Genomic DNA, 24,239 nt, shown 5'->3' on the forward strand with positions numbered 1-24,239 from the left:
GAGCTTTGAACATGGCGGCCAGTCCATTGTTTACACTGACCTTATTAGATTAAAATTTCAGCTTCACGGTCAGGACTTTGTCATTAATAAAAAAGCCGGGCAAATAACCCGGCATTTTTTATTATGCTAGCAATGTTAATTATTCAGCGGCAGGCTGTTGATCGCGCATTTTTTTCATATGCTCCGTCATCTTCTGCTCGCGTTTCTGATAATTCTCATTGTATTGTTTTTTCTGCTCTGGCGTTAGCAGGTTATACATTTTGTTTTCCGCTTTGGCGCGTTCCAGCATGTGCTCAGATTGCGCTTTACCGATCGCATCGATCTGGGCTTTTGCCTTGGCTTCGTCGAAGCTTTCCGAAGCGATCATGCTGTGCAGTGCCTGGCGCTCTTCTTTAGCACCCGGGCCGCGTTTTTGATGCGACTCTTTCATGATATCGCGCATCTGCTGGCGCTGCTCTTTGGTCAGGTTCAGGCCGGCAAACGGGCCTTCTTTGCCAGGGCCTTTATGGTGCATCATTTTTGCCGGGGCGGCGGCTGTGGCCGATGCGGTTGCCGGGGTGGCAGTTGCGTCCGCAGCAAAGGCGGCAGAAGCAGAACCCAGGGCTAACGTTGAAGCGACAAATAAAGCAGTCAGTTTACGCATAATTATTTCCTTAAAAAGTTATTCTTCATCAGGAGCGCTGTACGTTAACAGGCTCACTATCTCGTCGTCGGAAATAATAGTATGCGCATGAACATATAGTAATGCGAGGGAGTGTAAATTTTTTAAAATCAAAAATAGCAATAGTCATCAATTATGAATAAATTATGGAGAAGGCGTCTGTTATTTGGAAGATTACATGACCCAAGCGTAATTATTAGTGTGGCAGTTGCCCTCTTCGAGCTTTGGATAATTTAGCGGCCCCAGCCCCAACCATCGCTCAACGAAGCAAAAACTGATTTTCGCACACTGCGCGGTTCTCTTTTACACTCTATACAGACGTCGCTCACGCGATCCCATCGTCTTTCAGGCTGCAGCGTAGGGTCCGGCTGTCCCTTTTTGAGGAATGAACATGTTCGCAGACCAAGGCCCGATACTCCTTAACACCCACTTTGGCACTAGCAGCCCTTACTGGCATCTGGCGTTTGACAGCAATGCCCTGCAGTTGACGGCAATCAAAGGCAAAACACACCTGGCCGTGGCCCTCGACGAAATGCAGGCAGCGAAAATCCGCCGTCTGAGCGGGGTCACCGCCAGCCTGGATCTGACCATTCTGCTCAGCGGCCAACCCATCCACCTGCATTTGGTCGGCCGCCGGGTCAATAAATTAGAGTGGGCAGGCACCGCCTCTGCCTATACCGATACCGAGGCCGTGGCACGTGATTTGGTGCACGGCCTATCGTTTGCCGAACAGGTGGTGTCAGAGGCCAATTCCGTCATTGTCATCGTTGACCAACACGGCCGCGTCCAGCGCTTTAACCGGCTGAGCGAAGAGTATACCGGCCTGCAGGAACAGGACGTGATAGGCAAAAACGTCTTCAAGATGTTTATGAGCCCCGAAGAGGCCGCAGCATCCCGGCGCAATATTGCCAACTTCTTTCGTAACGGCGCCTCCTATGAGGTAGAGCGCTGGATAAAAACGGTCAAAGGCGAGCGGTTATTCCTGTTCCGCAACAAGTTTGTCCACAGCGGCAGCGGCAAAAAAGAGGTGTTCCTGATCTGTTCCGGTACGGATATCACCGAAGAACGCCGCGCCCAGGAACGCCTGCGCCTACTGGCCAATACCGACACCATCACCGGCCTGCCAAACCGCAACGCCATTCAGGATGACATTAATCTGGCGATTAGCGAACGGGGTGACAGCCACGTTGGGCTGGTCTATCTCGATCTGGATAATTTCAAAAAAGTGAACGACGCCTATGGCCATATGTTTGGCGATCGCTTGCTGATCGAGGTGTCCCACGCCATTCTCAGTTGCCTGGATCATGGCGAAAAACTTGCCCGCCTGGGGGGAGATGAATTTTTGGTGATGGTCACCCAGGCCGACCGGATTATGCTGCAAGAGCTGGCCCAGCGCATTATCGATCGTTTGCAAATGCCCTTCCGCATCGGCCTGATCGAGGTCTACACCGGCTGTTCGATTGGTATTGCCCTGTGCCCGCAACATGGCCACGATCTGGACAGCCTGATCCGCAGCGCCGATACCGCCATGTACGTCGCCAAGGAGCACGGTAAACGCACCTTTATCGTCTTCTCGCCGGACATGAACCGCCGCGTTGCCGAATACATGTGGCTGGATACCAACCTGCGTAAGGGGCTGGAACAGAAGCAACTGGTGGTGTATTACCAACCCAAGGTCACAACGCTCAACGGAGCCGTGAACAGCGTAGAGGCGCTGGTCCGCTGGGACTCGCCGGAGCGCGGGTTGATCCCACCTCTGCAGTTTATCTCCTATGCCGAAGAGTCCGGGCTGATTGCCCCACTTGGCCGCTGGGTACTGCAAACCGCCGCTAAACAGGCTGCCATTTGGCAGCAGCAGGGGCTGAATTTACGCATCGCGGTTAACCTTTCCGCCAGGCAGTTGGTGGATGACAGCGTGGTTGACGATCTGGTTGAGGTACTGCGAGAAAACCAGCTTGCGCCATGCACTCTGGACTTTGAGCTGACCGAGAGCAGCCTGATAGAAGATGAGAATCGGGCTCGTGAGGTGATCGCCCGGCTACGGGCCTTGGGTGCACAGGTACACCTGGATGATTTTGGTACCGGTTACTCCTCTCTGGCCCAGTTGGCACGTATCCCGCTGGACGCTATCAAGCTGGATCAAAGCTTTGTTCGCGGCGTCAATCTGGCCCCGGTATCACAGTCACTGATACGCGCCATCGTCGCGGTCGCCGAAGCGCTACAGTTCAAGGTGATTGCCGAAGGGGTCGAGACGGACAGTGAAAATCGCTTCCTGGACTGCGTTGGGGTCGATGAAAAACAGGGATTTCTTTTCGCCCGGCCGATGCTGCCGGAACAGTTGGAGCAGTGGCTGAAAACCTATAGCCCGCAATCACCAAAGTGATGCGGGCGGGAATTAACGCTTAGCCAGCGTGACGCTGATTAAGCGTGTGCCGATCCTGTAATATCACCAACCGCTCAATGTACAGCCGATCCTTCTCCTCGATAGTAAAGGCCGCGTGCACCCAATCCTCGGTAATGTCCATCAGCTCGGAGCGGGTTAACTGTAATACCCGCTGACGCGCGCGCAACATGGCCCGCATACCGTTCAGCTTGGGCCTGATGGTGTCGATGAAGGTACGAGTCGCCATATAGGCATCCCCCGGTTGAAACAGCTTATCCACCAGCCCATAACTTTCGAACCATTCGGCGGTGTGAGACTCCCCGCTCCAGATCAGTTCTTCCGCCAGGCGCATACCTGCCTTGCGGGCTACCAGTGAATAACCGCCCATACCGGGAAACAGATTGAAGGCGATTTCTGGAAACCCCATCCGCGCGTTGTTCTGCGCCAAAACGAAATGGTGCGCCAATGCCGCCTCAAAACCGCCCCCTAGCGCGCTGCCTTCCACCATGGCAATGCTGATGGCCCCGGTATCAAAGCCTCGTGCTGCCGCATGCACACAGTCGATACAGGCCCGCGCATAAGCCATCATCGCCTCACGCTTGCGGTTTTTGATCGCTTCGGCAAAAAAACTCAGATCCCCGCCAACGTTAAACATGTTTTGTACCAGCGAGCCGGTGACCCAGAAGTCGAACTGCAACGTCGACTCTTTCGCCGCCTGCGCCAGCGTCATGATGTCTTCTATCAGCGCCTGATTGAAGCAAGGGCGCGGCTCTGCACGCAGTAACATCCACATGATGTGGCGATCTTCCTCGTAATAAGCGGAAAGTTGCGACAGGTTGCCCGCTTCGGTAAATGGACGACAGGTGGGATGATTGAATAATTTCATAAGACCTTCCATTTTATCTATTGATTCAGGAAATAACCGTTCCAGCCCCTACGGCTGCAGTAGGCGCATGCCGGATAAAAAAGCGCGCGCCATAAGATGAGTAAAAGCCTTCCTGGCGCTGAGATAGATAAAATTGCAGGGATCCGGCAGAAAATCAGACGTGTGGTGAACAGGACAAAATCGAACGTTCTTGCTCGCAGCTGTTGGTAGAGGTCATCATCAGAATTAACCCAATCTCGCCCATAACGGCCAAATCGAGGGCATATTTGGCTATAATCAAGCACATGCCTATTGATTTACCTGAAGGATACCGTGACGTAATGCAGAATAAAGCCGCTCCAGAGCAGCCTAAGGCCATTGAGAAACCGACGATCGCCATCAAAACCGGCAACCAAAAACTGGATAAAGGCCTTTCGGGGTTCGCTCGCCTGATAGAGCGCGTTAAAGCCTGGCCCACCATCGCTCACCTGCTGCGAGCCACCGAACGCTTCAACGACCGTCTCGGCAGCCAGTTTGGCGCCGCCATTACCTACTTCTCGTTTCTCTCTCTGATCCCGATCCTGATGGTGTCGTTTGCCGCCGTCGGCTTTGTGCTGGCATCTAACCCGGATTTGCTGGCCGAATTGATCAATAAGATCGTCAACAGCATCAGCGATCCCACGCTGGCCAGTACCTTGAAGAACACGGTGAATACCGCCATCCAGCAACGTACCACCGTCGGCCTGACCGGCCTGGCGCTGGCGCTGTACTCCGGCATCAGTTGGATGGGTAACCTGCGTGAGGCGATCCGCGCCCAGTCCCGTGACGTCTGGGAACGTAATCCGCAGGATCAGGAGAAAATCTATTTTCGCTACACCCGCGATTTTATTTCACTAACTGGCCTGGTGGTGGCACTGATCGTCACGCTGTCGTTAACCTCGATTGCGGGTTCTGCCCAGGCGGCCATCGTGCATGCGTTGGGGCTGGATGGCATTGAATGGCTACGGCCAGCGATGACGTTGATCGCACTGTCGATCTCCATTTTTGCCAACTACCTGCTGTTTCTGTGGATCTTCTGGATGCTGCCACGCCATAAGCCGAAGAAAAAAGCGCTGCTGCGCGGCACGCTGATCGCCGCAATTGGCTTTGAAGCCATCAAGTTTGTGATGACCATGACGCTGCCGCAGGTCGCCAAATCGCCTTCCGGTGCCGCCTTTGGCTCGGTGATCGGGCTGATGGCATTCTTCTACTTTTTTGCCCGCCTGACGCTGTTTTGCGCCGCCTGGATCGCCACGGCACAGTATAAAGAGGACAAAACCCTGCCGCAGGGCAAGTGAATATCCACCATCAGCATTGCATTCATGCCAGTCGCCAGGTTGTGACTGGTTTTTTATTTCGACAATAAAGCCAAAAAGCAGTCAATAACTCTAAAACAAGACTGGTCAACCGGCAAAAACCAGCATAACAAACTACCCCATAACTTTTCTTTGCACCTTTTCCAGTCATTCTCTCTGCTTATAGCTCACTTCACCACGTTAACGACTATAGAATGCCAACTCGTTAAAACATTAGTCTTTTTAACGGTTTATTTGCCAGATAGTACAAAATCTCCCCGTTGAAAAGCCATTTTGCTATGACTAAGATGAATTTTTCCCTAGTCAAAATATAAGAAATAACTATGCAAGCCACCATCGCAACCCCCTTGGACGCCGATGCCGCGTCCACACCGGTTAACTCCCGGGGAAAAGTCATCGTCGCCTCTCTGGTCGGTACCGCCATCGAGTTCTTTGATTTTTATATTTATGCCACCGCTGCGGTGATCGTATTCCCGCACATCTTCTTCCCACAGGGTGACCCGGCAGCTGCAACGCTACAATCGCTGGCCACCTTCGCCATCGCCTTTGTGGCACGGCCAATCGGCTCTGCTCTGTTCGGCCACTTCGGCGATCGCGTCGGGCGGAAGGTCACCTTGGTGGCTTCACTGCTGACCATGGGGATTTCCACCGTGCTGATCGGCCTGCTGCCAAGCTATGCAACCATTGGCATCTTTGCACCGATCCTGCTGGCGCTGGCACGCTTTGGCCAAGGCCTGGGTCTGGGTGGTGAATGGGGCGGTGCCGCGTTACTGGCCACCGAGAATGCGCCTGCCAACAAACGTGCGCTGTACGGCTCTTTCCCACAGTTGGGTGCACCGATCGGCTTCTTCTTCGCCAACGGCACCTTCCTGCTGCTCTCCTGGTTGCTGACTGACGAACAGTTCATGACCTGGGGCTGGCGCGTACCGTTTATCCTCTCTGCCGCGCTGGTGCTGGTGGGTCTGTATGTGCGTATTTCGCTGCACGAGACTCCGGTTTTTGCCAAGGTGGCCAAAGCGGGCAAACAGGTGAAGGTCCCGCTCGGGACGCTGTTGAGCAAACACAAAAAGGCCACCATCCTGGGTACCTTCATCATGCTGGCTACCTATACGCTGTTCTACCTGATGACCGTTTATTCCATGACCTACGGCACGGCCGCAGAGCCGCTGGGGCTGGGCTATTCGCGTAACAGCTTCCTGTGGATGCTGATGGTGGCGGTGATTGGCTTTGGCGTGATGGTGCCGATCGCCGGTTTGCTGGCCGATGCCTTTGGCCGCCGCAAAACCATGATTGTCATCACCCTGTTGATGATCGGCTTTGCCTTCCTGTTCCCGAGCATGCTGGGTTCCGGCAATCAGCTGTTGGTGATGGCTTTCCTGCTGCTTGGGCTGAGCATTATGGGCCTGACCTTTGGCCCGATGGGCGCTCTGTTGCCTGAACTATTCCCAACCGAAGTGCGCTATACCGGGGCCTCGTTCTCGTATAACGTGGCCTCGATCCTGGGGGCTTCGGTAGCACCTTATATTGCGACCTGGTTGGCCAACAACTACGGGCTGTTCTACGTTGGCATGTACCTGGCGGCCATGGCCAGCCTGACGCTGATCGCGCTGCTGCTGATGAAAGAAACCCGCCACACGTCTCTGTAATCCTCTTCCGGCCCCCTGCCTATGGGGGCCTGTTTGTCTGTTGTCACAAATCCCGGCTATGCTATCCCCCCATTTGCTGAGGAAACCCGCCCATGTCGTTGCGCCGTTGGCTCTGTTTGTCTATTACGTTGCTGATAATTATTGCCATTGCCGCCTATTTCTGGCTGAAACCGGCCCACCCGGATGCGCTGTGGCATATCGTCAGCCAGCAATGCCTGCCAAATCAGCAACAAAACCATAATCCGGCCCCCTGCGCACAGGTAGATGAGCAGGCAGGGTTCGCGGTGCTGAAAGACCGCAATGGGCCTTTGCAATACCTGTTGATGCCAACGGCCAAAATCACCGGCATTGAAAGCCCGCAGGTACTGAAGCCCGATACCGCCAACTTCTTCGCCTTAGCCTGGCAGGCCCGGCATTTTATGGCGGATAAACTCGGTAAACCGATCGACGATGCCGCCATCTCTCTGGCGATCAACTCCGAATATGGCCGTACGCAAAATCAGCTGCATATTCATATCTCCTGCCTGCAACCGGCGGTAAAAAACCGGCTGGCGCAGCTGCAAGGAGATTTCAGCGAAAGCTGGCAGCCGCTACCTGGTGGATTGCAGGGGCATGATTATTTGGCTCGCCGCGCCAGCGCTGCTGAACTCAAGCAGCTTGGGGCATTCCGTTTGCTGACTCAGGACGTTGAGGGCTCTAGTGAAAATATGGGGAGCTATGGCATGGCGATGACTGCCTTACCGGGAGGGGATTTCCTACTGCTGGCTGTGAAACGTAACCTGTGGCAGCTGAATCTGGCCTCAGCCGAAGAAATTCAGGATCACAGCTGCCAGGTACTACGGTAACCCCTCACCCCAACCCTCTCCCACAGGGAGAGGGAGCTGATAGCCCCTGCTCGTTTGGAAGTAAAAAGGTCACCTTAGCAACCGCGATCGCCCTTTCAACCAAAGTGAATTAGCCAGTACTCATGAAGAATCACTACACTTTCAGCCCAGCTCGATCGGTCCCCTCTCCTAGGGGAGAGGGTTAGGGTGAGGGGTCACTTCTTATTCTTCATCTGCTGCAGGATCTTGCCACACTGGTTTTCTTCGCCACCGTCACTTGGTGAAACCAGAGCCAGCAACGCTGCTGCCGGGGCGACAACTACCCCCAATGCCACCGCAGCCACCCCACGAGCAATCAACGGCCCAGCCTTCACGCCAGCGTCCGGTTTTTTAAACGTCCCTTTGACATACAGCGGCGAGCGCAAGGTCAGCACCCGCATCCCTTTGCTTTCCGGGTCGATGGACAGATCCAACCGCTCGGTGGCGAAATTGATGTTGCCAGTGATGTTGATGATGGCGTTTTCCGTATCAAACACGAACAGCCGTGGCGTCGCCAACCCGCGGCGAATGCCGACATCCGCCGCAGCGCAGTTGATCCCCACCTCGTCATCACCAAACAGTTGAGCTACCAGGTAGTTACCTACGTTGAGGCCCAGGATTTCCATCAGGCTGCGGCTGATCACGCCGTCATTGATCAGCAGGCGCAGATCGCCGCTGCTGGTCGCCAGCAAATCGGCCACCGAGTTGCCGCTGCCCGTTAGCTTGGCATCGCCGTTCAATTCTCCCAGGCTGCGCTTCATCGACTCCACGTTCGGCAGCAGCTGTTTCAGCTGGAACTTACGCGCATGCATATCCACCCGGCCCTGCATCGGGCTCTTGCTACCATCAAGACGGACGGTGGCATTCAGGTTCCCCCCGGCCACGCCGAAGCGCAGCGGGTCCATCAGGATCACCGCGTTATCCAGCTTAAGGTGGGTATTCAGATCGCTCAACGGCAGCGAACTGCCATGCTCAATGCGTTTGGCGGTAAATTTGACGTCGGCATCCATTACCCCCCAGCTTTTGGTTTCGAACTTCTCTACCGGCAGCACTTTGTCGCTCGGCTGGCGGGTTTTCTCGCCGCGATTGGCTTTCTGCTGATTGGAGTCCGCGCCGATCAATGGCGCAAGATCGGCAAAACGCAGCTGTTTGGAAAGCACTTCACCGCTCAACTTGGGCCGAGGGTGGCTCGCAACGTACTTCAAGTCCCCATGAATATCGCTGTCACCGATCTTGCCGTCAAAGCCCTGATACTCGAATACCGCACCGCCCGGTTGATGCAACTGGGCGATAAGATGGCCATCGGTAGAATAAGGTGGGGTGTTAGGTAACAGCACGCCGGTCAACGCATACAGGTTTCCCAGGCTGTCACCGGAGAATTTCAGCCGTAGATCCAGGCCGCCAAGGTTCAGCGGATCGGACAACGTACCCGCGACCTGCACTCTGGTATTGCCGGAACGCACATCGGCCTGCAGCGGGAACGGAATATCTGCGCTTTGCAGTGACAGCATGCCACCTATCTTGCCGCTGCCTGACAGCGCTTCACCGTGGTATTTTCCTTTCACCTTCCAGCCGAAGACATAATCCGGCGTCGCCGCTTTATCCCCCGGTTGCTTACCCGCAACTTCACTAAAGGGCAGAGGCTTGCCGAGTGGGTCGATCAGCGCCTGGAAATCGGCCTTGAGCGTAGCGTCTTTAAAATCAATCTGGCCGCGGTCGAACACGATGTCGTGAATGCTGACCGACCAGTCTGACTGCGGTTGGTTGGGGTCTTTTTCGGCGCTGTTGGCCAGGTTGAAGGTCCAGTTATTGTCACCGTTCGCCAGGCGCTGTAGCGAAGCATTCGGCTGTTTCAACCAGATACGCGGGATCAGCACCTCTTTGCCCAGCAGCGCCAATGGCGCGATCGAGGCATCGACGCGTTGCAGTGTGACCATCTCATCGCCGGGGATCTTGGCAGGGTTGCCCAGCATAATATCTTCGGCGTGGAGATGCGGCCAAGGTACCCAGGCACGCCAGCCCCGCTCATCCTGGTGACGTTCCCAGTTAACGCCCAGATCGCCACGAATAGCAAACGGGCGCTGCAGCTCGGCAGAGACTTTGCTATTGATGGTGGGTTTGAGACGGTTCCAATCGAAGGTGGCAATGAACACCACCAAAACCACGACGATCAGCAACACGATGCCGCCAATCCAGCTAAATGTTTTGCCTGTTCTTGTCATAACGGCTCCCTTGAGGCGATAGCTGACTGACCAAATTGATAAGCAGCCTTGCTAAAAGCCTAGTCGAGGATGGGCCAGAGTTCACGCTTTGGGGGCTAATGGGTCAGGGAGTGGGGGCAATAAACCGCGTAGGCAGCGTTTTCAGCTGGTCAAAATGTGCAGGGCGGCTAAGGTAATACCCTTGGGCTGCAAACGCGCCAGAGCGCTGTACCAGCCGCCATTCCTGCTCCGTTTCGACCCCTTCGACAATCACCCCGTCGCTGTGTTGGCTCATCAGGCGCACCAGGGTAAAAAACAGCTGAATGCCCTCATCGCTCTGCTTGAGCAACATAAACAGCTCGCGCGCCACCTTGATATACTGATAACGCCAACTGCTGACCGCGGAAAAATTCGCCAGCCCGCTGCCGAAATCATCCAGCCACAGGCGCTCCGCTCCGGGGATATGCTGCAGTGGCCCATTCAACGCCCTGTCTGCCTGCTCAACCAGCTCAAAACGCAGGTAAGGCATGACGCTGATTTGCCGCTGCATCGCCGGGTGTCGCTGTAGGGCCTGTAGGGCCTTGCCGTCGATATTGATGGAGACCATCAGAGCATGACGGGTAAACAACGTCTGCCATTGCTGCAGTAAATTGAGCTGTTCCTGAATGACCGCGAGGCGCTGGCGTAACCCCAGCGCAGCAAAGTAATGCTCTGGAGATACCGGCTTGCCCGGTGACGCCGGATGATGTACCGCCGTGAGCAACTCCACCGCCAGCAGTTTGCCGCAGGTGCGGTAAATGGGTTGAAAAGTATACAAACGCCGACACTGCCGCCAGTAACGGAAGACCTTGGCACGCTGCCAGGCGGCAAACAATGGCGTCAGTAGACCTGAGATCATGTTGGTTATCATCGGTACTATCGCCATTAGGGAATGGGAACGATAACGTTGCCGGAAATTTGTCGATCTAGTTATCGGCAACGCACAATAAAACTTTAAGCCTGGGTAAAAGGTCCCTACATTAAGCCATTACCTACATGCAACGCATCCTTAACAAGAGGAAAATAAATTGCCTTACGTAAATATCAAAATTACCCGCGAAGGTGCAACCGCGGAGCAGAAAAAACAGCTAATCGCTGGCGTAACCCAGCTGTTTGTCGACACGCTCGGCAAAAATCCGGCCACTACCGTGGTGGTTATCGATGAAGTGGAAACCGATAATTGGGGGATTGGTGGTCAATGCGTCACCGATCTGCGCGCGGCGGCCAAGTAGTTTTCCTTTCTCAGCGGCGGGAAACTTCGCGTTTCCCGATCGCGATCATAAACTAATTAAAACGCTGTTTTATTCCTATTGACTCGCTTCGCCCTTGCGTTGAGACTGGACGTATTCGCAGCAACCAGACTCATTATCAAGCCAGGGATTATCATGAACAGCAAAAACCTCGCCGTGATCGGCGAATGCATGATCGAACTGTCGCAGAAAGGCGCCGATCTCAGCCGTGGATTCGGCGGCGACACCCTCAACACTGCCGTCTATATCGCCCGTCAGGTGCCGCAACAGGCGCTGAATGTGCATTACGTCACCGCACTGGGCACCGACAGCTTCAGCCGGGAAATGCTGCAAACCTGGCAGCAGGAGCAGGTAAAAACCGATCTGATCCAGCAGTTGGACAACAAGCTGCCGGGGCTGTACGTGATCGAAACCGACGATACCGGCGAGCGCACCTTCTATTACTGGCGCAACGATGCGGCCGCACGCTACTGGCTGGATGGCCCGCAGGCAGAGAGCCTGTGCGCACAGCTGGCGCAGTTTGATTACCTGTATCTGAGCGGTATCAGCGTGGCGATCCTCAACCCTGCCAGCCGGGAAAAACTGCTGACCCTGCTGCGCCAATGCCGGGCCAACGGCGGCAAAGTGATCTTCGATAACAACTATCGGCCGCGGCTGTGGCAAAGCCAGCAAGAGACTCAGCAGGCCTATCGCGAGATCCTGGCCTGTACCGACATCGCCTTCCTGACGCTGGATGATGAAGATTTACTGTGGGGCAAGCAACCGGTTGAGCAGGTGGTGAGCCGTACCCGCGACTTTGGCGTGAGTGAGATTGTGATTAAGCGTGGCGCAGAGTCCTGCCTGGTGTTCAGCGCCGATGGGGAAACCCACGACGTACCAGCAGTCAAACTGCCAAAAGAGAAAGTGATTGATACCACCGCCGCCGGGGATTCCTTCAGCGCGGGTTATCTGGCTGTACGCCTGACCGGCGGTGATGCGGTTAGCGCGGCCAGACGTGGCCACCTGACCGCCAGCACGGTGATCCAGTATCGCGGGGCCATAATCCCGCGCGAGGCAATGCCACAATAATTCCCGAACGCCAGAAATGCGCAAGGCCAGCAACGATGCTGGCCTTTTTAATTGGTGCACTGAACCGAGTTTATTGGACTCGAAAACCAATCTTAATACCCTATGGATTTCAAGTTGTAGCTAGGCGCCAAACTATCTCATCCCCAGGAGCTTACGTTTAGTAAGTGACTGGGGTGACAAATCTGTCGGGAACAGATTTGAACGCTGTACACAGCGGCCCCGAAGGGGTGAGGCCCACGGATGGGCCGAATAGCTATGTGCAGGTAACAACGCTACAGCTTGAAAGACGACGGGTATTTAGTCGGCTACTGCGATACGTTTCATATCGGTCATATAACCACGCAGTTTGCGGCCAACGGATTCGATCGGGTGGTTGCGCACCGCTTCGTTCACGTCACGCAGCTGCGCGTTGTCAACGGTGGTACCAGCAACTGATTTACCCAGATCGCCCGCCTGCAGAGTGGTCATGAACTCTTTCAGCAACGGTACCGCTGCATAAGAGAACAGGTAGTTACCGTATTCTGCGGTATCGGAGATCACCACGTTCATTTCATACAGACGCTTACGCGCGATGGTGTTGGCGATCAGCGGCAGCTCGTGCAGTGATTCGTAGTAAGCAGACTCTTCGATGATGCCTGAATCCACCATGGTTTCGAAGGCCAGCTCAACGCCCGCTTTCACCATTGCCACCATCAGCACGCCATGGTCGAAGTATTCCTGCTCGCTGATTTTGCCTTCAAACTGTGGTGCATTTTCAAAGGCTGTTTTGCCGGTCTCTTCACGCCAGGTCAGCAGGTTCACATCGTCTGCTGCCCAGTCAGCCATCATACCGCTGGAGAATTCGCCAGAGATGATGTCGTCCATGTGCTTCTGGAACAGCGGAGCCATGATGCCTTTCAGTTGCTCAGACAGCGCATAGGCACGCAGTTTCGCCGGGTTGGACAGGCGATCCATCATCAGGGTGATACCGCCCTGCTTCAGCGCTTCGGTGATGGTTTCCCAGCCGAACTGGATCAGTTTTTCTGCGTACGCCGGGTCAGTACCTTCAGATACCAGCTTGTCGAAGCACAGCAGAGAACCCGCTTGCAGCATACCGCACAGGATGGTCTGCTCGCCCATCAGGTCAGATTTCACTTCTGCCACGAAGGAAGATTCCAGCACGCCTGCACGATGGCCGCCGGTGGCTGCCGCCCATGCCTTGGCAATCGCCATGCCTTCGCCTTTTGGATCGTTTTCCGGGTGAACCGCGATCAGCGTTGGTACACCGAAACCACGTTTGTATTCTTCACGCACTTCGGTACCTGGGCACTTAGGCGCAACCATCACTACGGTGATGTCTTTACGAACCTGCTCGCCAACTTCAACGATGTTGAAGCCGTGGGAGTAGCCCAGCGCAGCACCGTCTTTCATCAGTGGCTGTACGGCACGAACTACGGAGGTGTGCTGCTTGTCTGGAGTCAGGTTAACTACCAGATCGGCCTGCGGGATCAGATCTTCGTAGGTGCCAACTTTGAAGCCGTTCTCGGTGGCTTTACGCCATGAGGCACGCTTCTCGGCAATCGCTTCTTTACGCAGCGCATAAGCCACGTCCAGGCCGGAATCACGCATGTTCAGACCCTGGTTCAGACCCTGAGCACCACAGCCGACGATCACCACTTTTTTCCCTTTCAGGTAACCGGCTTCATCCGCAAATTCGTCACGCGCCATGAAACGGCACTTACCCAATTGCGCCAACTGCTGACGCAGGTTCAATGTGTTGAAATAGTTAGCCATGGTAGAACTCCAGTTAGATGTTGTGTCGTGCAAAGCCGTCGTCTTTCAATCTGCAGCGTTGTTATCTGCACTATCTCACCCCAGTCACTTACTTAAACGTAAGCTCCTGGGGATGAGATAGCTGGCCGCCTAGCTGCAGATTGAAATCCATAGGCTTACTATTATTTTCATCCCAACCCTGTCGGTACGGGATCCGTTGAAACCAATGTATAACAGGAATTGCGTTGCTTAAATTGATATATTACGAACGTGACGTTGCAATTTCTGCAACACCCCGCTGCGAGCGTACTGATTATGGACTTACGTGATCTCAAGCTGTTCCTGCACCTGGCTGAAAGCCATCACTTTGGCCGCACGGCCAAGGCTATGCACGTCAGTCCCTCCACGCTTTCCCGCCAGATCCAGCGGCTGGAAGAAACGCTTGGGCAGTCGCTGTTTCTGCGTGATAACCGCACCGTAGAGCTGACCGATGCTGGCGAACAGTTGAAAGTGTTTGCTCAACAAACGCTGCTGCAGTATCAGCAATTGAAACATTCGCTTGGCCAGCACGGCCCATCGCTGAGCGGCGAGCTACGCTTGTTCTGCTCAGTCACCGCCGCTTACAGCCATCTGCCGCCGATCCTCGACCGCTTCCGTGCCCAGCACCCCCTGGTTGAAATCAAATTGACCACCGGTGATGCCGCTGATGCGGTGGACAAAGTGCAATCCAACGAGGCCGACCTTGGTATCGCCGGGCGGCCTGAAACACTCCCCACCAGCGTCGCCTTCACCCAAATCGGTGAGATCCCGCTGGTGCTGATTGCTCCCGCTCTGCCGTGTGCGGTACGAACGCAGGCTTTTGCCGAGCAGCCGGACTGGGCCAATATGCCGTTTATCCTGCCGGAGCATGGCCCGTCACGAAAACGCATCGAGCTGTGGTTCCGCCGCCAGCACATCACCAATCCGCTGATTTACGCCACCGTCGGTGGGCATGAGGCGATTGTTTCGATGGTGGCATTAGGTTGCGGTATCGCGCTGATCCCCAGCGTGGTGGTAGACAATAGCCCGGAGCCAGTTCGCAACCGCATTTCTCAGTTGGAGAATATCTCAATGGTCGAACCGTTCGAACTGGGGGTTTGCGTGCCGAAAAAACGCCTCAATGAACCGCTGATTGAGGCGTTCTGGCGTTTACTCTCATAAATCCGCAGGGTCGATCTGCTTCATCGCTTCCACCTGCATCAGCCACTGGTACAGCGGCTCCAACTGCTGGAAACTCTGGGTCAGGGTTGCGACCAGATCGGCGCTGAACAGCTTTTCCACCTGATTATCTGTGGCCATCACCGCAAAGGATTTGCGGTTGTACCAGGTAGCAATCTCCGGTGCCTGCTCCTTCACTAACGGGCGCTTGTAGCTTTCCCCCACCAGCTCGAACGGCGCACGGCAGCACTCGGCCACTTCCAAAAACGGCTGTGGCCTGCGCAGCAAGGTATGGCGAAACAGATCCATGGTGGCTTTGTCGGCGCTGTAATAGCCCAGGCCATAACGCAGCATGTCCGGCCCCAGTTCAAAGAAGTACACCGGTGCCAGCTTCCAGTCTTTACTTGGCCGCTTGAAGGTCAGCCACATGCGGCTACGGTAGCGGGATTTATCATGGGAAAAACGCGTGTCGCGATGAATGCGCGACAGCGTTTTGCCAATGACCGGACGGGTTTCAAACTGCGGGTCAATCATCAGCATCGCCGGACTCAGCGCATCCACCAGCGAACGGAACGGCGTTAACAGCTCACGGTCATACACGCCCCGATTGGCGTCAAACCACTCTTTGTCGTTCTCGATCCGCACCTGTTGCAGGAAATCCAGCCCCTGTTGGCTGAACCCGGTGAACTCATTACTCATACGCTATCCTTGTCGCCGATGTTAGCCCTGCAAGAAGAAACGGAAGGCCGGGTTGTCGGTCTCATCATGGCAATCGTAGCCCAGCGCCTGCAGGTGCTGCTCAAACTCTGGCTCGGTCTGCGAAAGCTCAAACCCTGCCAGCACGCGACCAAAATCGGTACCGTGGCTGCGGTAGTGGAACAGCGAAATATTCCAGTGCGTGCCCAGCGTTTGCAGGAACTTGAGCAGAGCGCCCGGTGATTCCGGGAACTCAAAGCTGTACAGACGCTCACGCAGCGGTTTCGAAGGCCGACCGCCGACCATGTAGCGCACGTGCAGTTTTGCCATCTCATCGTCGGACAGATCCACCACCTGATAGCCATCACGGTTCAGCTCATCGATGATTTCCAGCCGCTCGGTATGGCCTCTGGTCAGGCGGACCCCGACAAAGATGCAGGCGTTGTCAGCATCGGCATAGCGGTAGTTGAACTCGGTAACCGCACGGCCACCCAACAGCTGGCAGAACTTCAGGAAGCTGCCCTTCTGCTCTGGAATGGTTACTGCCAACAGCGCTTCGCGTTGTTCACCCAATTCGCAGCGTTCGGAAACGTAGCGCAGGCCGTGGAAATTCACATTGGCACCGGAAAGCACATGGGCCAGCCGCTCGCCCTGAATATTGTGCTGCTGCACGTATTTTTTCAGCCCTGCCAACGCCAGCGCGCCAGAAGGTTCGGCGATGGCTCGCACGTCTTCGAACAGATCTTTCACCGCTGCGCAGATCGCATCACTGTCTACGGTGATCACATCATCAAGGTATTCACGGCACAGACGGAAGGTTTCATCACCGATGCGCTTTACTGCCACGCCTTCAGCAAACAGACCAACGCGCGCCAGATCGACCGGCTGCCCGGCATCCAGCGCCGCACGCAGACAGGCCGAATCCTCAGCTTCCACGCCAATCACTTTGATTTGCGGCATAAGTTGCTTGATCAGCACTGCCACACCGGCCGCCAGGCCGCCACCGCCAACCGGGACAAACACCCGGTCCAGGTGCGCGTCCTGCTGTAACAGCTCCATCGCCAAAGTGCCCTGCCCGGCAATGACTGCCGGGTGATCGAACGGAGGTACGAAGGTCATGCCTTGCTGCTGCGAAAGCTCAATCGCCTTGACCTTGGCTTCGTCGAAGTTGGCACCGTGCAGTAACACTTCGCCGCCGAAACCGCGCACCGCATCAACCTTGATATCTGCCGTCGACACCGGCATCACGATCAGGGTTTTGATCCCCAAACGGTTGCCGGAAAAGGCGACGCCCTGCGCATGGTTGCCCGCAGAGGCCGTGACCACGCCACGCGCCCTCTGCTCTTCATCCAGGCTGGCAATCATCGCGTAAGCCCCGCGCAGCTTGAAGCTGTGCACCGGCTGGCGATCTTCGCGCTTCACCAGAATGGTGTTGCCGAGGCGCGCAGAGATCTTGCCCATGGTCTGTAACGGGGTGACCTGAGCCACCTCGTAAACTGGCGAGCGGAGTACCGCTCGCAAATATTCGGCGCCGCAGGGGGCGTCGGGTAGGGGTTGTGATACCGCCATGGTGGTTAGCCTCCCAGCTTGCTCTTGTCCCGCACTGCGCCTTTATCAGCACTGGTGGCCAGCGTAGCGTAAGCACGTAACGCATAAGATACCTGGCGCTCACGCGCTTTCGGTGTCCAGGCCGCATCACCGCGTGCCAGTTCCGCCTCACGGCGTGCAGCCAGTACGCTCTCCGGCACATCCAGCACCATGCTGCGTTTCGGGATATCGATATCGATCATGTCCCCTTCTTCCACCAGCGCAATCAGGCCGCCGCTGGCCGCTTCCGGCGAAACGTGACCAATGGATAAACCGGAGGTGCCGCCAGAGAAGCGACCATCGGTGATCAGCGCACAGGCCTTGCCCAGCCCCATCGATTTCAGATAGGTGGTTGGGTAGAGCATTTCCTGCATGCCCGGCCCGCCTTTTGGCCCTTCATAGCGGATCACCACTACGTCGCCTGCCACCACTTTACCGCCAAGAATCGCCTCAACGGCCGTATCCTGGCTCTCATAAACTTTGGCTGGCCCACGGAAAGTCAGGTTGTCTTTATCCACGCCAGCGGTTTTAACGATGCTGCCGTCTTCGGCCATGTTGCCATACAGCACCGCCAGGCCCCCTTCCAGACTGAAGGCGTTTTCCAAGGAGCGGATACAGCCATCGGCACGATCGTTGTCCAGCGTGTCCCAACGGCAGTCCTGTGAGAATGCCTGGGTGGTGCGGATGCCCGCCGGGCCTGCGCGGAACATTTTCTTCACGGCCTCATCCTGGGTCAGCATGATGTCGTATTTTTCCAGGGTCTCTGGCAGCTTCATCCCCAGGATGTTATCCACATCGCGGTTCATCAGCCCGGCGCGATCCAGCTCGCCAAGAATGGCAAGTACGCCACCGGCACGGTGTACGTCTTCCATGTGGTATTTCTGAGTGCTTGGCGCCACCTTGCACAGATGTGGCACTTTGCGGGACAGGCGATCGATATCCGCCATGGCGAAGTCTATCTCGCCTTCCTGCGCTGCCGCCAACAGGTGCAGTACGGTATTGGTGGAGCCACCCATCGCGATGTCCAGAGTCATCGCATTTTCGAATGCGGCCTTGTTGGCGATACTGCGTGGCAGCGCACTCTCATCGTCCTGCTCGTAGTAACGCTTGGTCAGTTCAACGATGCGCTTACCGGCGTTCAGGAACAGGTCCTTACGATCGGCGTGGGTCGCCAGCAGCGAACCGTTGCCCGGCTGAGACAGGCCCAACGCTTCGGTGAGGCAGTTCATGGAGTTGGCGGTAAACATCCCGGAGCACGAGCCGCAGGTTGGGCAAGCGGAACGCTCGATCTGCGCGCTGTCGGCGTCGCTGACGTTCGGGTTGGCCCCCTGGATCATCGCATCGATCAGGTCCAGCTTGATGATTTTGTCGGAAAGCTTGGTTTTACCGGCTTCCATCGGGCCGCCGGAAACGAAGATCACCGGAATATTCAGGCGCAGTGACGCCATCAGCATCCCTGGGGTGATCTTGTCGCAGTTGGAGATACACACCATCGCATCGGCGCAGTGGGCATTCACCATATACTCCACCGAGTCGGCGATCAGCTCGCGCGACGGCAGAGAATAGAGCATGCCGCCGTGGCCCATGGCGATCCCATCATCCACCGCAATGGTGTTGAACTCTTTGGCAACGCCGCCGGAGGCTTCGATCTGTTCTGCAACCAGCTTGCCCAGGTCGCGCAGGTGCACATGGCCCGGCACAAACTGGGTGAAGGAGTTGACCACCGCAATAATCGGTTTGCCGAAATCGTCGTCGGTCATCCCGGTCGCGCGCCATAATGCGCGGGCACCCGCCATGTTGCGGCCGTGGGTAGTGGTGGCGGAACGGTACTTAGGCATGCTCTTCACTCCAAAAATAGTCATTTTACGGATGGCGAACGAACCATCCGTTTAGTGTTGTCTGTCGTTATTGGTTTACCGGATCCAACCAGCCGTACTTGTCTTCGGTTTTGCCGCTGAACAGGCCAAAGAACGCCTGCTGGATCTGCTTGGTAATTGGGCCGCACTTGCCGATCCCCACCTGAATGCCATCCACGCTGCGCACCGGCGTTATTTCCGCCGCGGTGCCGGACATAAACACTTCGTCCGCCAGATACAGAGACTCACGGGAAAGCACTTGCTCACGCACTTCGAAGCCCATGTCTTTTGCCAGCTTGATGATCGCGTCACGCGTGATACCCGGCAGGGCAGAAGAGGTGAACGGTGGAGTAAACAGCACGCCGTCTTTCACTTCAAACAGGTTCTCGCCTGCGCCTTCAGAGATATAGCCGTGAACGTCCAGCGCGATACCTTCCTGATAGCCGTGGCGGCGTGCTTCGCTGCCCACCAGCAGTGAGGAAAGGTAGTTGCCCCCGGCTTTCGCCGCGGTAGGAATGGTGTTTGGTGCCACACGGTGCCAGGAAGAGACCATCGCATCGATACCTTGATCCAGCGCTTCTTCACCCAGATATGCGCCCCAAGGAAACGCCGCGATAATCACGTCGGTTTTATAGCCTGCCGGTGGGTTAACGCCCATGCCAACATCACCAACAAACACCAAAGGACGAATATACGCGCTGACCAGATTGTTTTTACGCAGCGTAGCACGGCAGGCTTCCATCAGCTCATCGACGCTTTGCGTTACCGGCATGCGGTAAATTTTGGCCGAGTCATGCAGACGCTGCATATGTTCACGGTGGCGGAATACCACCGGGCCTTTATGGGAGTCGTAGCAGCGAACCCCTTCAAATACCGACGTTCCGTAGTGCAGCGCATGCGACATTACGTGAACCTTGGCATCGGCCCAAGGAACCATCTCACCATTGAACCAAATATAATCGGCTTTCTTCGTCATTGTTCTGTTCCTTTTGCGCAATCAGGCGCGTATTTGTTGTGATGATTGTTGCTGGATCTCAACGCTGGAGACATCCATCAGTTTGCTCAACTGAGATGACAGTAAATCCACAGGGCGCTGGCTGGCAACGGTCAATTCAATATTTATATCGTCGCTATTGCTGCCCGAAGCCATATTCATAGCACAGACCTGGAAGCCACGGTGACGAACAACGCGCAATACGCGCTCTAACATTTCAGGGCGGAAGCGGGCCTGGATCGAGAGTTGATGCTGCATCATGATACTTTCTCCAACATGGTTTCGTTGCCTGCGCCCGGCGGCACCAGCGGCCAGACGTTCTCGAGTTCATCAATGGAAACCTGCAGCAGATAAGGCCCTTCGCTGTTAAGCAAGGTATCGAGCGCATCTGCGACCTGGTCTTTGCGGGTAATACGTTGGCCGGGGATGCCGAAGGCACTGGCCAATATCAGGAAATCGGGGTTATCGGAGAGGTTGGTTTCGCTGTAACGGCCATCAAAGAACAGTTGCTGCCACTGGCGAACCATTCCTAAACGCTGGTTATCCAGTAACACGATTTTCAGCGGTAACTGTTTGCGTTTGATGGTGCCCAGCTCCTGCACGTTCATCATGAAGGAACCATCCCCGGACACGCAGATCACCATATCCTCCGGACGCGCCATCTGCGCACCTACCGCAGCGGGGATACCGAAGCCCATCGTCCCCAACCCGCTGGAGGTGATGAAGTTCTCTGGGCGTTCAAAGCTCATGTGCTGCGCGGTCCACATCTGGTGCTGGCCCACGTCGGTGGTCACCACGGTATTGGCCGGTTTGCGTTCAGACAGTTGCTTGAGCAGCAACGGCGCATAGATCGGTTGGCCCGGATGGTCGTAACGCCAAGGGTGGGTTTCTTTCAGTTCGGCCACCCGTTGCAGCCAAGGGGCGATCTGCATCGGCTGTTGCAGCGCTGGCAGCAGGGTTCTCAGATCCCCTTGCAGGGCCACATGCGCCTGACGCAGCTTGCTCATTTCCGCCGGGTCGATATCCATGTGGATCACCTTGGCCTGCGGCGCAAAGGCGTTCAGTTTGCCGGTCACCCGATCATCAAAACGCGCGCCCACGGCTATCAATAAATCACACTCCTGCACGGCGAAGTTGGCAGCTTTGGTGCCATGCATACCCAACATGCCGAGATAATACGGATGGTTGGCATCCGGTGCGCCCAAGCCTTTCAAGGTCGCCACGGTTGGGATTTGCGTCAGCTCGACAAATTCCCGTAATGCCGGGACTGCCTGCGCCATCCCTACGCCACCGCCCACGTACAGCATCGGCTTCTGCGCCTGTGCCAGCAGTTGCGTGGCCATGGCCAACTCTGCTGTGGGATGTTCAAACTGGTCTTCTACCGGCATCAGATGAGGAGGCAAATCGCCCTGCGCCAGTTGGATGTCTTTCGGGATGTCGATCAGTACCGGGCCTGGGCGGCCGCTGGTGGCGATGGCAAAAGCCTCTGCCATGATCCCTGGCAGCGCTTCCAGCGACTCCACCAGGAAACTGTGTTTGGTACAGGCCAGAGACAGGCCAAGAACATCGATCTCCTGAAAAGCATCGGTACCGATAAGCGCAGAGCCTACCTGACCGGTGATAGCAACCACTGGCACCGAGTCCAGCAGCGCATCCGCCAACCCGGTGATCAGGTTAGTCGCGCCGGGGCCAGAGGTGGCGATACAGACGCCAACTTTGCCGCTGGAACGGGCATAGCCAATGGCCGCAATCGCCGCACCCTGCTCATGACGACACAGCAGATGTTCAACTCCGCCGTCATACAACGCATCGTAGACCGGCATGATCGCACCACCGGGATAGCCGAATACCTTGTCTACCCCCTGCGCACGCAACGCTTGAACTACCCACTGAGCACCATTCATGGTTATTTCCCCGCCTTGTTGCGGGAAGTGCAGGATTTTATTCTGTTGGTCATTCTCTGCTCCTTGTTCACATTTTCTTGGCATAAAAAAACCCCCGGACCTTTTGGGTGCGGGGGTTATCTTGCGATTCCGGCTTGTTTTCTAAGCCTTTCTTCGTCCAAGTGCAGCCCCGCACGGTGGGATAATAATCACCACCACGCTAATCACGACTAGGCTAATCACTTGGGCTAGGGCTTTCATAATTGGGTTGTTCACTGTGCTCGTTTCGAACTAATGCCTACAGAGTTACCATAGCAGCCGGTAACCTGACAACACTTTTTTTGCGTTATTATTCGGCGCTGCCGGGTCAAAGCTGCAACAAAGCGCATGAAATTCAAACGCTAACACCAGCACCAGGCGCTTTACTTTCCACCGCAATCGCTTTGCCGCGCGTATCCTTGCCAAAATACACCAGCACCGCGATCACTATCGCCACCGTCCCGGCAATCATCGCCATCGCCAGGCCGTAGTTTTGCCCATGATGTTCCGCAATCGCGGCCTGCAAGGTCGCATTCACTGAGGCAATAAGATTACCCAACTGATAGACAAACCCCGGCAACACAGCACGGGTATTCGCTGGCACCAGTTCGTTGAGGTAGGTTGGGATCACCCCCCACGCACCCTGCACCATGAATTGCATCATGAACGCCCCCAGCCCCAGCATCAGCGAACCGCTGGCGAAGGCCCACAGCGGGATCACGGGTAACGCCAATAGGGCAGCAATAATAATGGCTTTCTTACGGCCGATTCTTTCCGACAGGGCTCCAAAGAAAATACCGCCGATAATGGACGCGATATTGTAGCTAATGGCGATGATACTGACGGTTTTAGGATCGAAACCGTGCTGAATTTTCAGGAAGGCCGGATACATATCCTGCGTGCCGTGAGAGAAGAAATTAAACGCTGCCATCAGCAGCACCAGATAGAGACACAGCTTCCAATGGCTCTTCAGGACTGGCAGCAAAGCGGTGCTTTCTTTACGTGCCCGTGCCGCCAGCCACACCGGCGACTCTTCCACGCAGAAGTAGATAAACGGCAGCAACAGGATCGGCGCGGCCCCGATCACGAACATGCCACGCCAGCCGACCACTTCAAACAGCAGGCCGTAGGCCACCGCCGCCAACAGATAGCCAAACGGATACCCTGCCTGGAAGATACCGGACATCAGGCCGCGCGAACGGTCTGGGATGCTTTCCATCGCCAGCGATGAGGCCACGCCCCAGATGCCCCCCATCGCCACGCCGTAAAGCACACGCAGCAACAGGAAGACGGTCAAAGAAGGAGCGGCCGCCGACAACAGCTCAAATACCGAGAAAAACACGATATTCAACATCAGGATCGGTTTACGACCATACTTTTCCGCCGCACGGCCAAAGATCAGAGCGCCAATCGGGCGCACCGCCAACGTCAGCAGGATCGCCAGGGTGACTTCTTCCATCCCCACCTGAAAAGCCTGAGCTATATCGCTGAGCAGAAAGACCAGCACAAAGAAATCAAAAGCGTCGAGCGTCCAGCTTGAAAAGCTGGCAATTGCCGCATTGCGCTGCAGCGGAGTCCAACCAAACATAGTGTTATCCCTACCGTAGAGTATGAGGTTTAGCGGCGGCCGCAGCGGGTGCGGTAGCGGTCGGGGCTTTGTTAATGAAGTGATTTATTATTTTAACCAATTGTTAAATACACCCATTAGCCCTGCTGTTGCAACTTGGTTAGCCTGCTAATTTGTTGCAACCTTGTGGTAATTGTTAAGGGGTATTACAGCGAAATGCGTACCAGCTCGAAAAACAGCACTAACATGATGAAATAAATTACTTTTAATTTTGTAGCACTACGCAAGTTGATGATGAGTAGCGCGCGGCTATCGGTCCGTTCCCGCATCATGTTGC

The 24,239-nt window shown here is 55.6% G+C and carries 20 protein-coding genes; 7 read left to right on the forward strand and 13 right to left on the reverse strand.

The features are described 5' to 3' along the window. Positions 1 to 139: 139 nt before the first annotated feature. A complete protein-coding gene (gene spy / locus ACX9GU_RS26115; RefSeq protein WP_473193358.1) occupies positions 140 to 643 on the reverse strand; it encodes an ATP-independent periplasmic protein-refolding chaperone Spy in 504 nt (167 codons plus the stop codon). Positions 644 to 1,052: 409 nt separating this feature from the next. On the opposite strand from spy, the gene pdeR reads away from it, so the two are divergent. Continuing rightward, positions 1,053 to 3,044, forward strand: a complete 1,992-nt coding sequence (pdeR, locus tag ACX9GU_RS26120; protein WP_473193359.1) for a cyclic di-GMP phosphodiesterase — start codon at positions 1,053 to 1,055, stop codon at positions 3,042 to 3,044. Positions 3,045 to 3,063: 19 nt separating this feature from the next. Here pdeR and ACX9GU_RS26125 read toward each other — a convergent pair whose 3' ends face one another. Next, positions 3,064 to 3,930, reverse strand: coding sequence for a crotonase/enoyl-CoA hydratase family protein (locus ACX9GU_RS26125; protein ID WP_473193360.1), 867 nt, complete (start codon positions 3,928 to 3,930; stop codon positions 3,064 to 3,066). 320 nt (positions 3,931 to 4,250) lie between these two features. On the opposite strand from ACX9GU_RS26125, the gene yhjD reads away from it, so the two are divergent. The 3 genes from yhjD to ACX9GU_RS26140 all read left to right on the forward strand — a co-directional run bounded on the left by yhjD (position 4,251) and on the right by ACX9GU_RS26140 (position 7,755). Further along, positions 4,251 to 5,246 carry an inner membrane protein YhjD gene (gene yhjD, locus ACX9GU_RS26130; protein WP_473193361.1) on the forward strand — a complete coding sequence of 332 codons (996 nt, stop codon included), beginning with the start codon at positions 4,251 to 4,253 and terminating at the stop codon, positions 5,244 to 5,246. Between the two features lie 341 nt (positions 5,247 to 5,587). Then, the gene (locus ACX9GU_RS26135; RefSeq protein ID WP_021807376.1) at positions 5,588 to 6,910 is read left to right on the forward strand and encodes an MFS transporter; all 1,323 of its coding nucleotides are present in this window, start codon (positions 5,588 to 5,590) and stop codon (positions 6,908 to 6,910) included. A 92-nt stretch (positions 6,911 to 7,002) separates the two neighbouring features. Next, positions 7,003 to 7,755: a CDP-diacylglycerol diphosphatase gene (locus ACX9GU_RS26140; protein ID WP_473193362.1), complete on the forward strand. Its 753-nt coding sequence runs from the start codon at positions 7,003 to 7,005 to the stop codon at positions 7,753 to 7,755. Between the two features lie 194 nt (positions 7,756 to 7,949). On the opposite strand, the gene ACX9GU_RS26145 is transcribed toward ACX9GU_RS26140, so the two are convergent. Next, complete coding sequence (locus tag ACX9GU_RS26145; protein WP_473193363.1) at positions 7,950 to 9,995, reverse strand: AsmA family protein; 2,046 nt, start codon at positions 9,993 to 9,995, stop codon at positions 7,950 to 7,952. 103 nt (positions 9,996 to 10,098) lie between these two features. Beyond that, entirely contained in the window at positions 10,099 to 10,899 is an 801-nt protein-coding gene (pdeH, locus tag ACX9GU_RS26150; protein WP_473193364.1) for a cyclic-guanylate-specific phosphodiesterase, read from the reverse strand. A gap of 142 nt (positions 10,900 to 11,041) precedes the next feature. Here pdeH and ACX9GU_RS26155 point away from each other — a divergent pair, with 142 nt between their 5' ends. Beyond that, on the forward strand, positions 11,042 to 11,245 hold the full coding sequence (locus tag ACX9GU_RS26155) for a 2-hydroxymuconate tautomerase family protein (protein WP_473193365.1): 204 nt from the start codon (positions 11,042 to 11,044) through the stop codon (positions 11,243 to 11,245). A gap of 153 nt (positions 11,246 to 11,398) precedes the next feature. Further along, positions 11,399 to 12,331: a 2-dehydro-3-deoxygluconokinase gene (gene kdgK / locus ACX9GU_RS26160; RefSeq protein ID WP_473193366.1), complete on the forward strand. Its 933-nt coding sequence runs from the start codon at positions 11,399 to 11,401 to the stop codon at positions 12,329 to 12,331. Positions 12,332 to 12,628: 297 nt separating this feature from the next. On the opposite strand, the gene ilvC is transcribed toward kdgK, so the two are convergent. Next, positions 12,629 to 14,104: a ketol-acid reductoisomerase gene (gene ilvC / locus ACX9GU_RS26165; RefSeq protein ID WP_473193367.1), complete on the reverse strand. Its 1,476-nt coding sequence runs from the start codon at positions 14,102 to 14,104 to the stop codon at positions 12,629 to 12,631. A gap of 294 nt (positions 14,105 to 14,398) precedes the next feature. Between ilvC and ilvY the strand changes: the two genes are divergently transcribed. Beyond that, the gene (ilvY, locus tag ACX9GU_RS26170) at positions 14,399 to 15,283 is read left to right on the forward strand and encodes an HTH-type transcriptional activator IlvY (protein ID WP_059201933.1); all 885 of its coding nucleotides are present in this window, start codon (positions 14,399 to 14,401) and stop codon (positions 15,281 to 15,283) included. On the opposite strand, the gene ACX9GU_RS26175 is transcribed toward ilvY, so the two are convergent. From ACX9GU_RS26175 to ACX9GU_RS26210, 8 genes are all read right to left on the reverse strand, one after another. Beyond that, positions 15,278 to 15,979, reverse strand: a complete 702-nt coding sequence (locus ACX9GU_RS26175; RefSeq protein WP_473193368.1) for a DUF2461 domain-containing protein — start codon at positions 15,977 to 15,979, stop codon at positions 15,278 to 15,280. The two genes, ilvY and ACX9GU_RS26175, sit on opposite strands and share 6 nt — an antisense overlap. Positions 15,980 to 16,000: 21 nt before the next feature. Next, the gene (gene ilvA, locus ACX9GU_RS26180; RefSeq protein ID WP_021181821.1) at positions 16,001 to 17,545 is read right to left on the reverse strand and encodes a threonine ammonia-lyase, biosynthetic; all 1,545 of its coding nucleotides are present in this window, start codon (positions 17,543 to 17,545) and stop codon (positions 16,001 to 16,003) included. A 5-nt stretch (positions 17,546 to 17,550) separates the two neighbouring features. Beyond that, positions 17,551 to 19,401, reverse strand: a complete 1,851-nt coding sequence (ilvD, locus tag ACX9GU_RS26185; protein ID WP_021181822.1) for a dihydroxy-acid dehydratase — start codon at positions 19,399 to 19,401, stop codon at positions 17,551 to 17,553. A gap of 67 nt (positions 19,402 to 19,468) precedes the next feature. Continuing rightward, a complete protein-coding gene (gene ilvE, locus ACX9GU_RS26190; protein WP_021181823.1) occupies positions 19,469 to 20,395 on the reverse strand; it encodes a branched-chain-amino-acid transaminase in 927 nt (308 codons plus the stop codon). A gap of 21 nt (positions 20,396 to 20,416) precedes the next feature. Further along, positions 20,417 to 20,674, reverse strand: a complete 258-nt coding sequence (gene ilvM / locus ACX9GU_RS26195; protein ID WP_021181824.1) for an acetolactate synthase 2 small subunit — start codon at positions 20,672 to 20,674, stop codon at positions 20,417 to 20,419. Continuing rightward, positions 20,671 to 22,317 (reverse strand): acetolactate synthase 2 catalytic subunit, encoded by a 1,647-nt coding sequence (gene ilvG, locus ACX9GU_RS26200; RefSeq protein ID WP_179248700.1) that lies wholly within the window; start codon positions 22,315 to 22,317, stop codon positions 20,671 to 20,673. The genes ilvM and ilvG overlap by 4 nt, the downstream gene beginning before the upstream one ends. 141 nt (positions 22,318 to 22,458) lie before the next feature. Next, entirely contained in the window at positions 22,459 to 22,557 is a 99-nt protein-coding gene (gene ilvL, locus ACX9GU_RS26205; RefSeq protein WP_071681478.1) for an ilv operon leader peptide, read from the reverse strand. A 133-nt stretch (positions 22,558 to 22,690) separates the two neighbouring features. Beyond that, positions 22,691 to 23,923, reverse strand: a complete 1,233-nt coding sequence (locus ACX9GU_RS26210; protein ID WP_473193369.1) for an MFS transporter — start codon at positions 23,921 to 23,923, stop codon at positions 22,691 to 22,693. Positions 23,924 to 24,239: the final 316 nt, after the last annotated feature.

It is taken from the genome of Serratia sp. K1WW1, from assembly GCF_055790865.1.

Excerpts from the sequence above, each read along its gene's own strand:
- spy (WP_473193358.1), bottom strand. The coding sequence starts at position 643 with ATGCGTAAACTGACTGCTTTATTTGTCGCTTCAACGTTAGCCCTGGGT.
- pdeR (WP_473193359.1), top strand. The coding sequence starts at position 1,053 with ATGTTCGCAGACCAAGGCCCGATACTCCTTAACACCCACTTTGGCACT.
- ACX9GU_RS26125 (WP_473193360.1), bottom strand. The coding sequence starts at position 3,930 with ATGAAATTATTCAATCATCCCACCTGTCGTCCATTTACCGAAGCGGGC.
- yhjD (WP_473193361.1), top strand. The coding sequence starts at position 4,251 with ATGCAGAATAAAGCCGCTCCAGAGCAGCCTAAGGCCATTGAGAAACCG.
- ACX9GU_RS26135 (WP_021807376.1), top strand. The coding sequence starts at position 5,588 with ATGCAAGCCACCATCGCAACCCCCTTGGACGCCGATGCCGCGTCCACA.
- ACX9GU_RS26140 (WP_473193362.1), top strand. The coding sequence starts at position 7,003 with ATGTCGTTGCGCCGTTGGCTCTGTTTGTCTATTACGTTGCTGATAATT.
- ACX9GU_RS26145 (WP_473193363.1), bottom strand. The coding sequence starts at position 9,995 with ATGACAAGAACAGGCAAAACATTTAGCTGGATTGGCGGCATCGTGTTG.
- pdeH (WP_473193364.1), bottom strand. The coding sequence starts at position 10,899 with ATGGCGATAGTACCGATGATAACCAACATGATCTCAGGTCTACTGACG.
- kdgK (WP_473193366.1), top strand. The coding sequence starts at position 11,399 with ATGAACAGCAAAAACCTCGCCGTGATCGGCGAATGCATGATCGAACTG.
- ilvC (WP_473193367.1), bottom strand. The coding sequence starts at position 14,104 with ATGGCTAACTATTTCAACACATTGAACCTGCGTCAGCAGTTGGCGCAA.
- ilvY (WP_059201933.1), top strand. The coding sequence starts at position 14,399 with ATGGACTTACGTGATCTCAAGCTGTTCCTGCACCTGGCTGAAAGCCAT.
- ACX9GU_RS26175 (WP_473193368.1), bottom strand. The coding sequence starts at position 15,979 with ATGAGTAATGAGTTCACCGGGTTCAGCCAACAGGGGCTGGATTTCCTG.
- ilvA (WP_021181821.1), bottom strand. The coding sequence starts at position 17,545 with ATGGCGGTATCACAACCCCTACCCGACGCCCCCTGCGGCGCCGAATAT.
- ilvD (WP_021181822.1), bottom strand. The coding sequence starts at position 19,401 with ATGCCTAAGTACCGTTCCGCCACCACTACCCACGGCCGCAACATGGCG.
- ilvE (WP_021181823.1), bottom strand. The coding sequence starts at position 20,395 with ATGACGAAGAAAGCCGATTATATTTGGTTCAATGGTGAGATGGTTCCT.
- ilvM (WP_021181824.1), bottom strand. The coding sequence starts at position 20,674 with ATGATGCAGCATCAACTCTCGATCCAGGCCCGCTTCCGCCCTGAAATG.
- ilvG (WP_179248700.1), bottom strand. The coding sequence starts at position 22,317 with ATGAATGGTGCTCAGTGGGTAGTTCAAGCGTTGCGTGCGCAGGGGGTA.
- ilvL (WP_071681478.1), bottom strand. The coding sequence starts at position 22,557 with ATGAAAGCCCTAGCCCAAGTGATTAGCCTAGTCGTGATTAGCGTGGTG.
- ACX9GU_RS26210 (WP_473193369.1), bottom strand. The coding sequence starts at position 23,923 with ATGTTTGGTTGGACTCCGCTGCAGCGCAATGCGGCAATTGCCAGCTTT.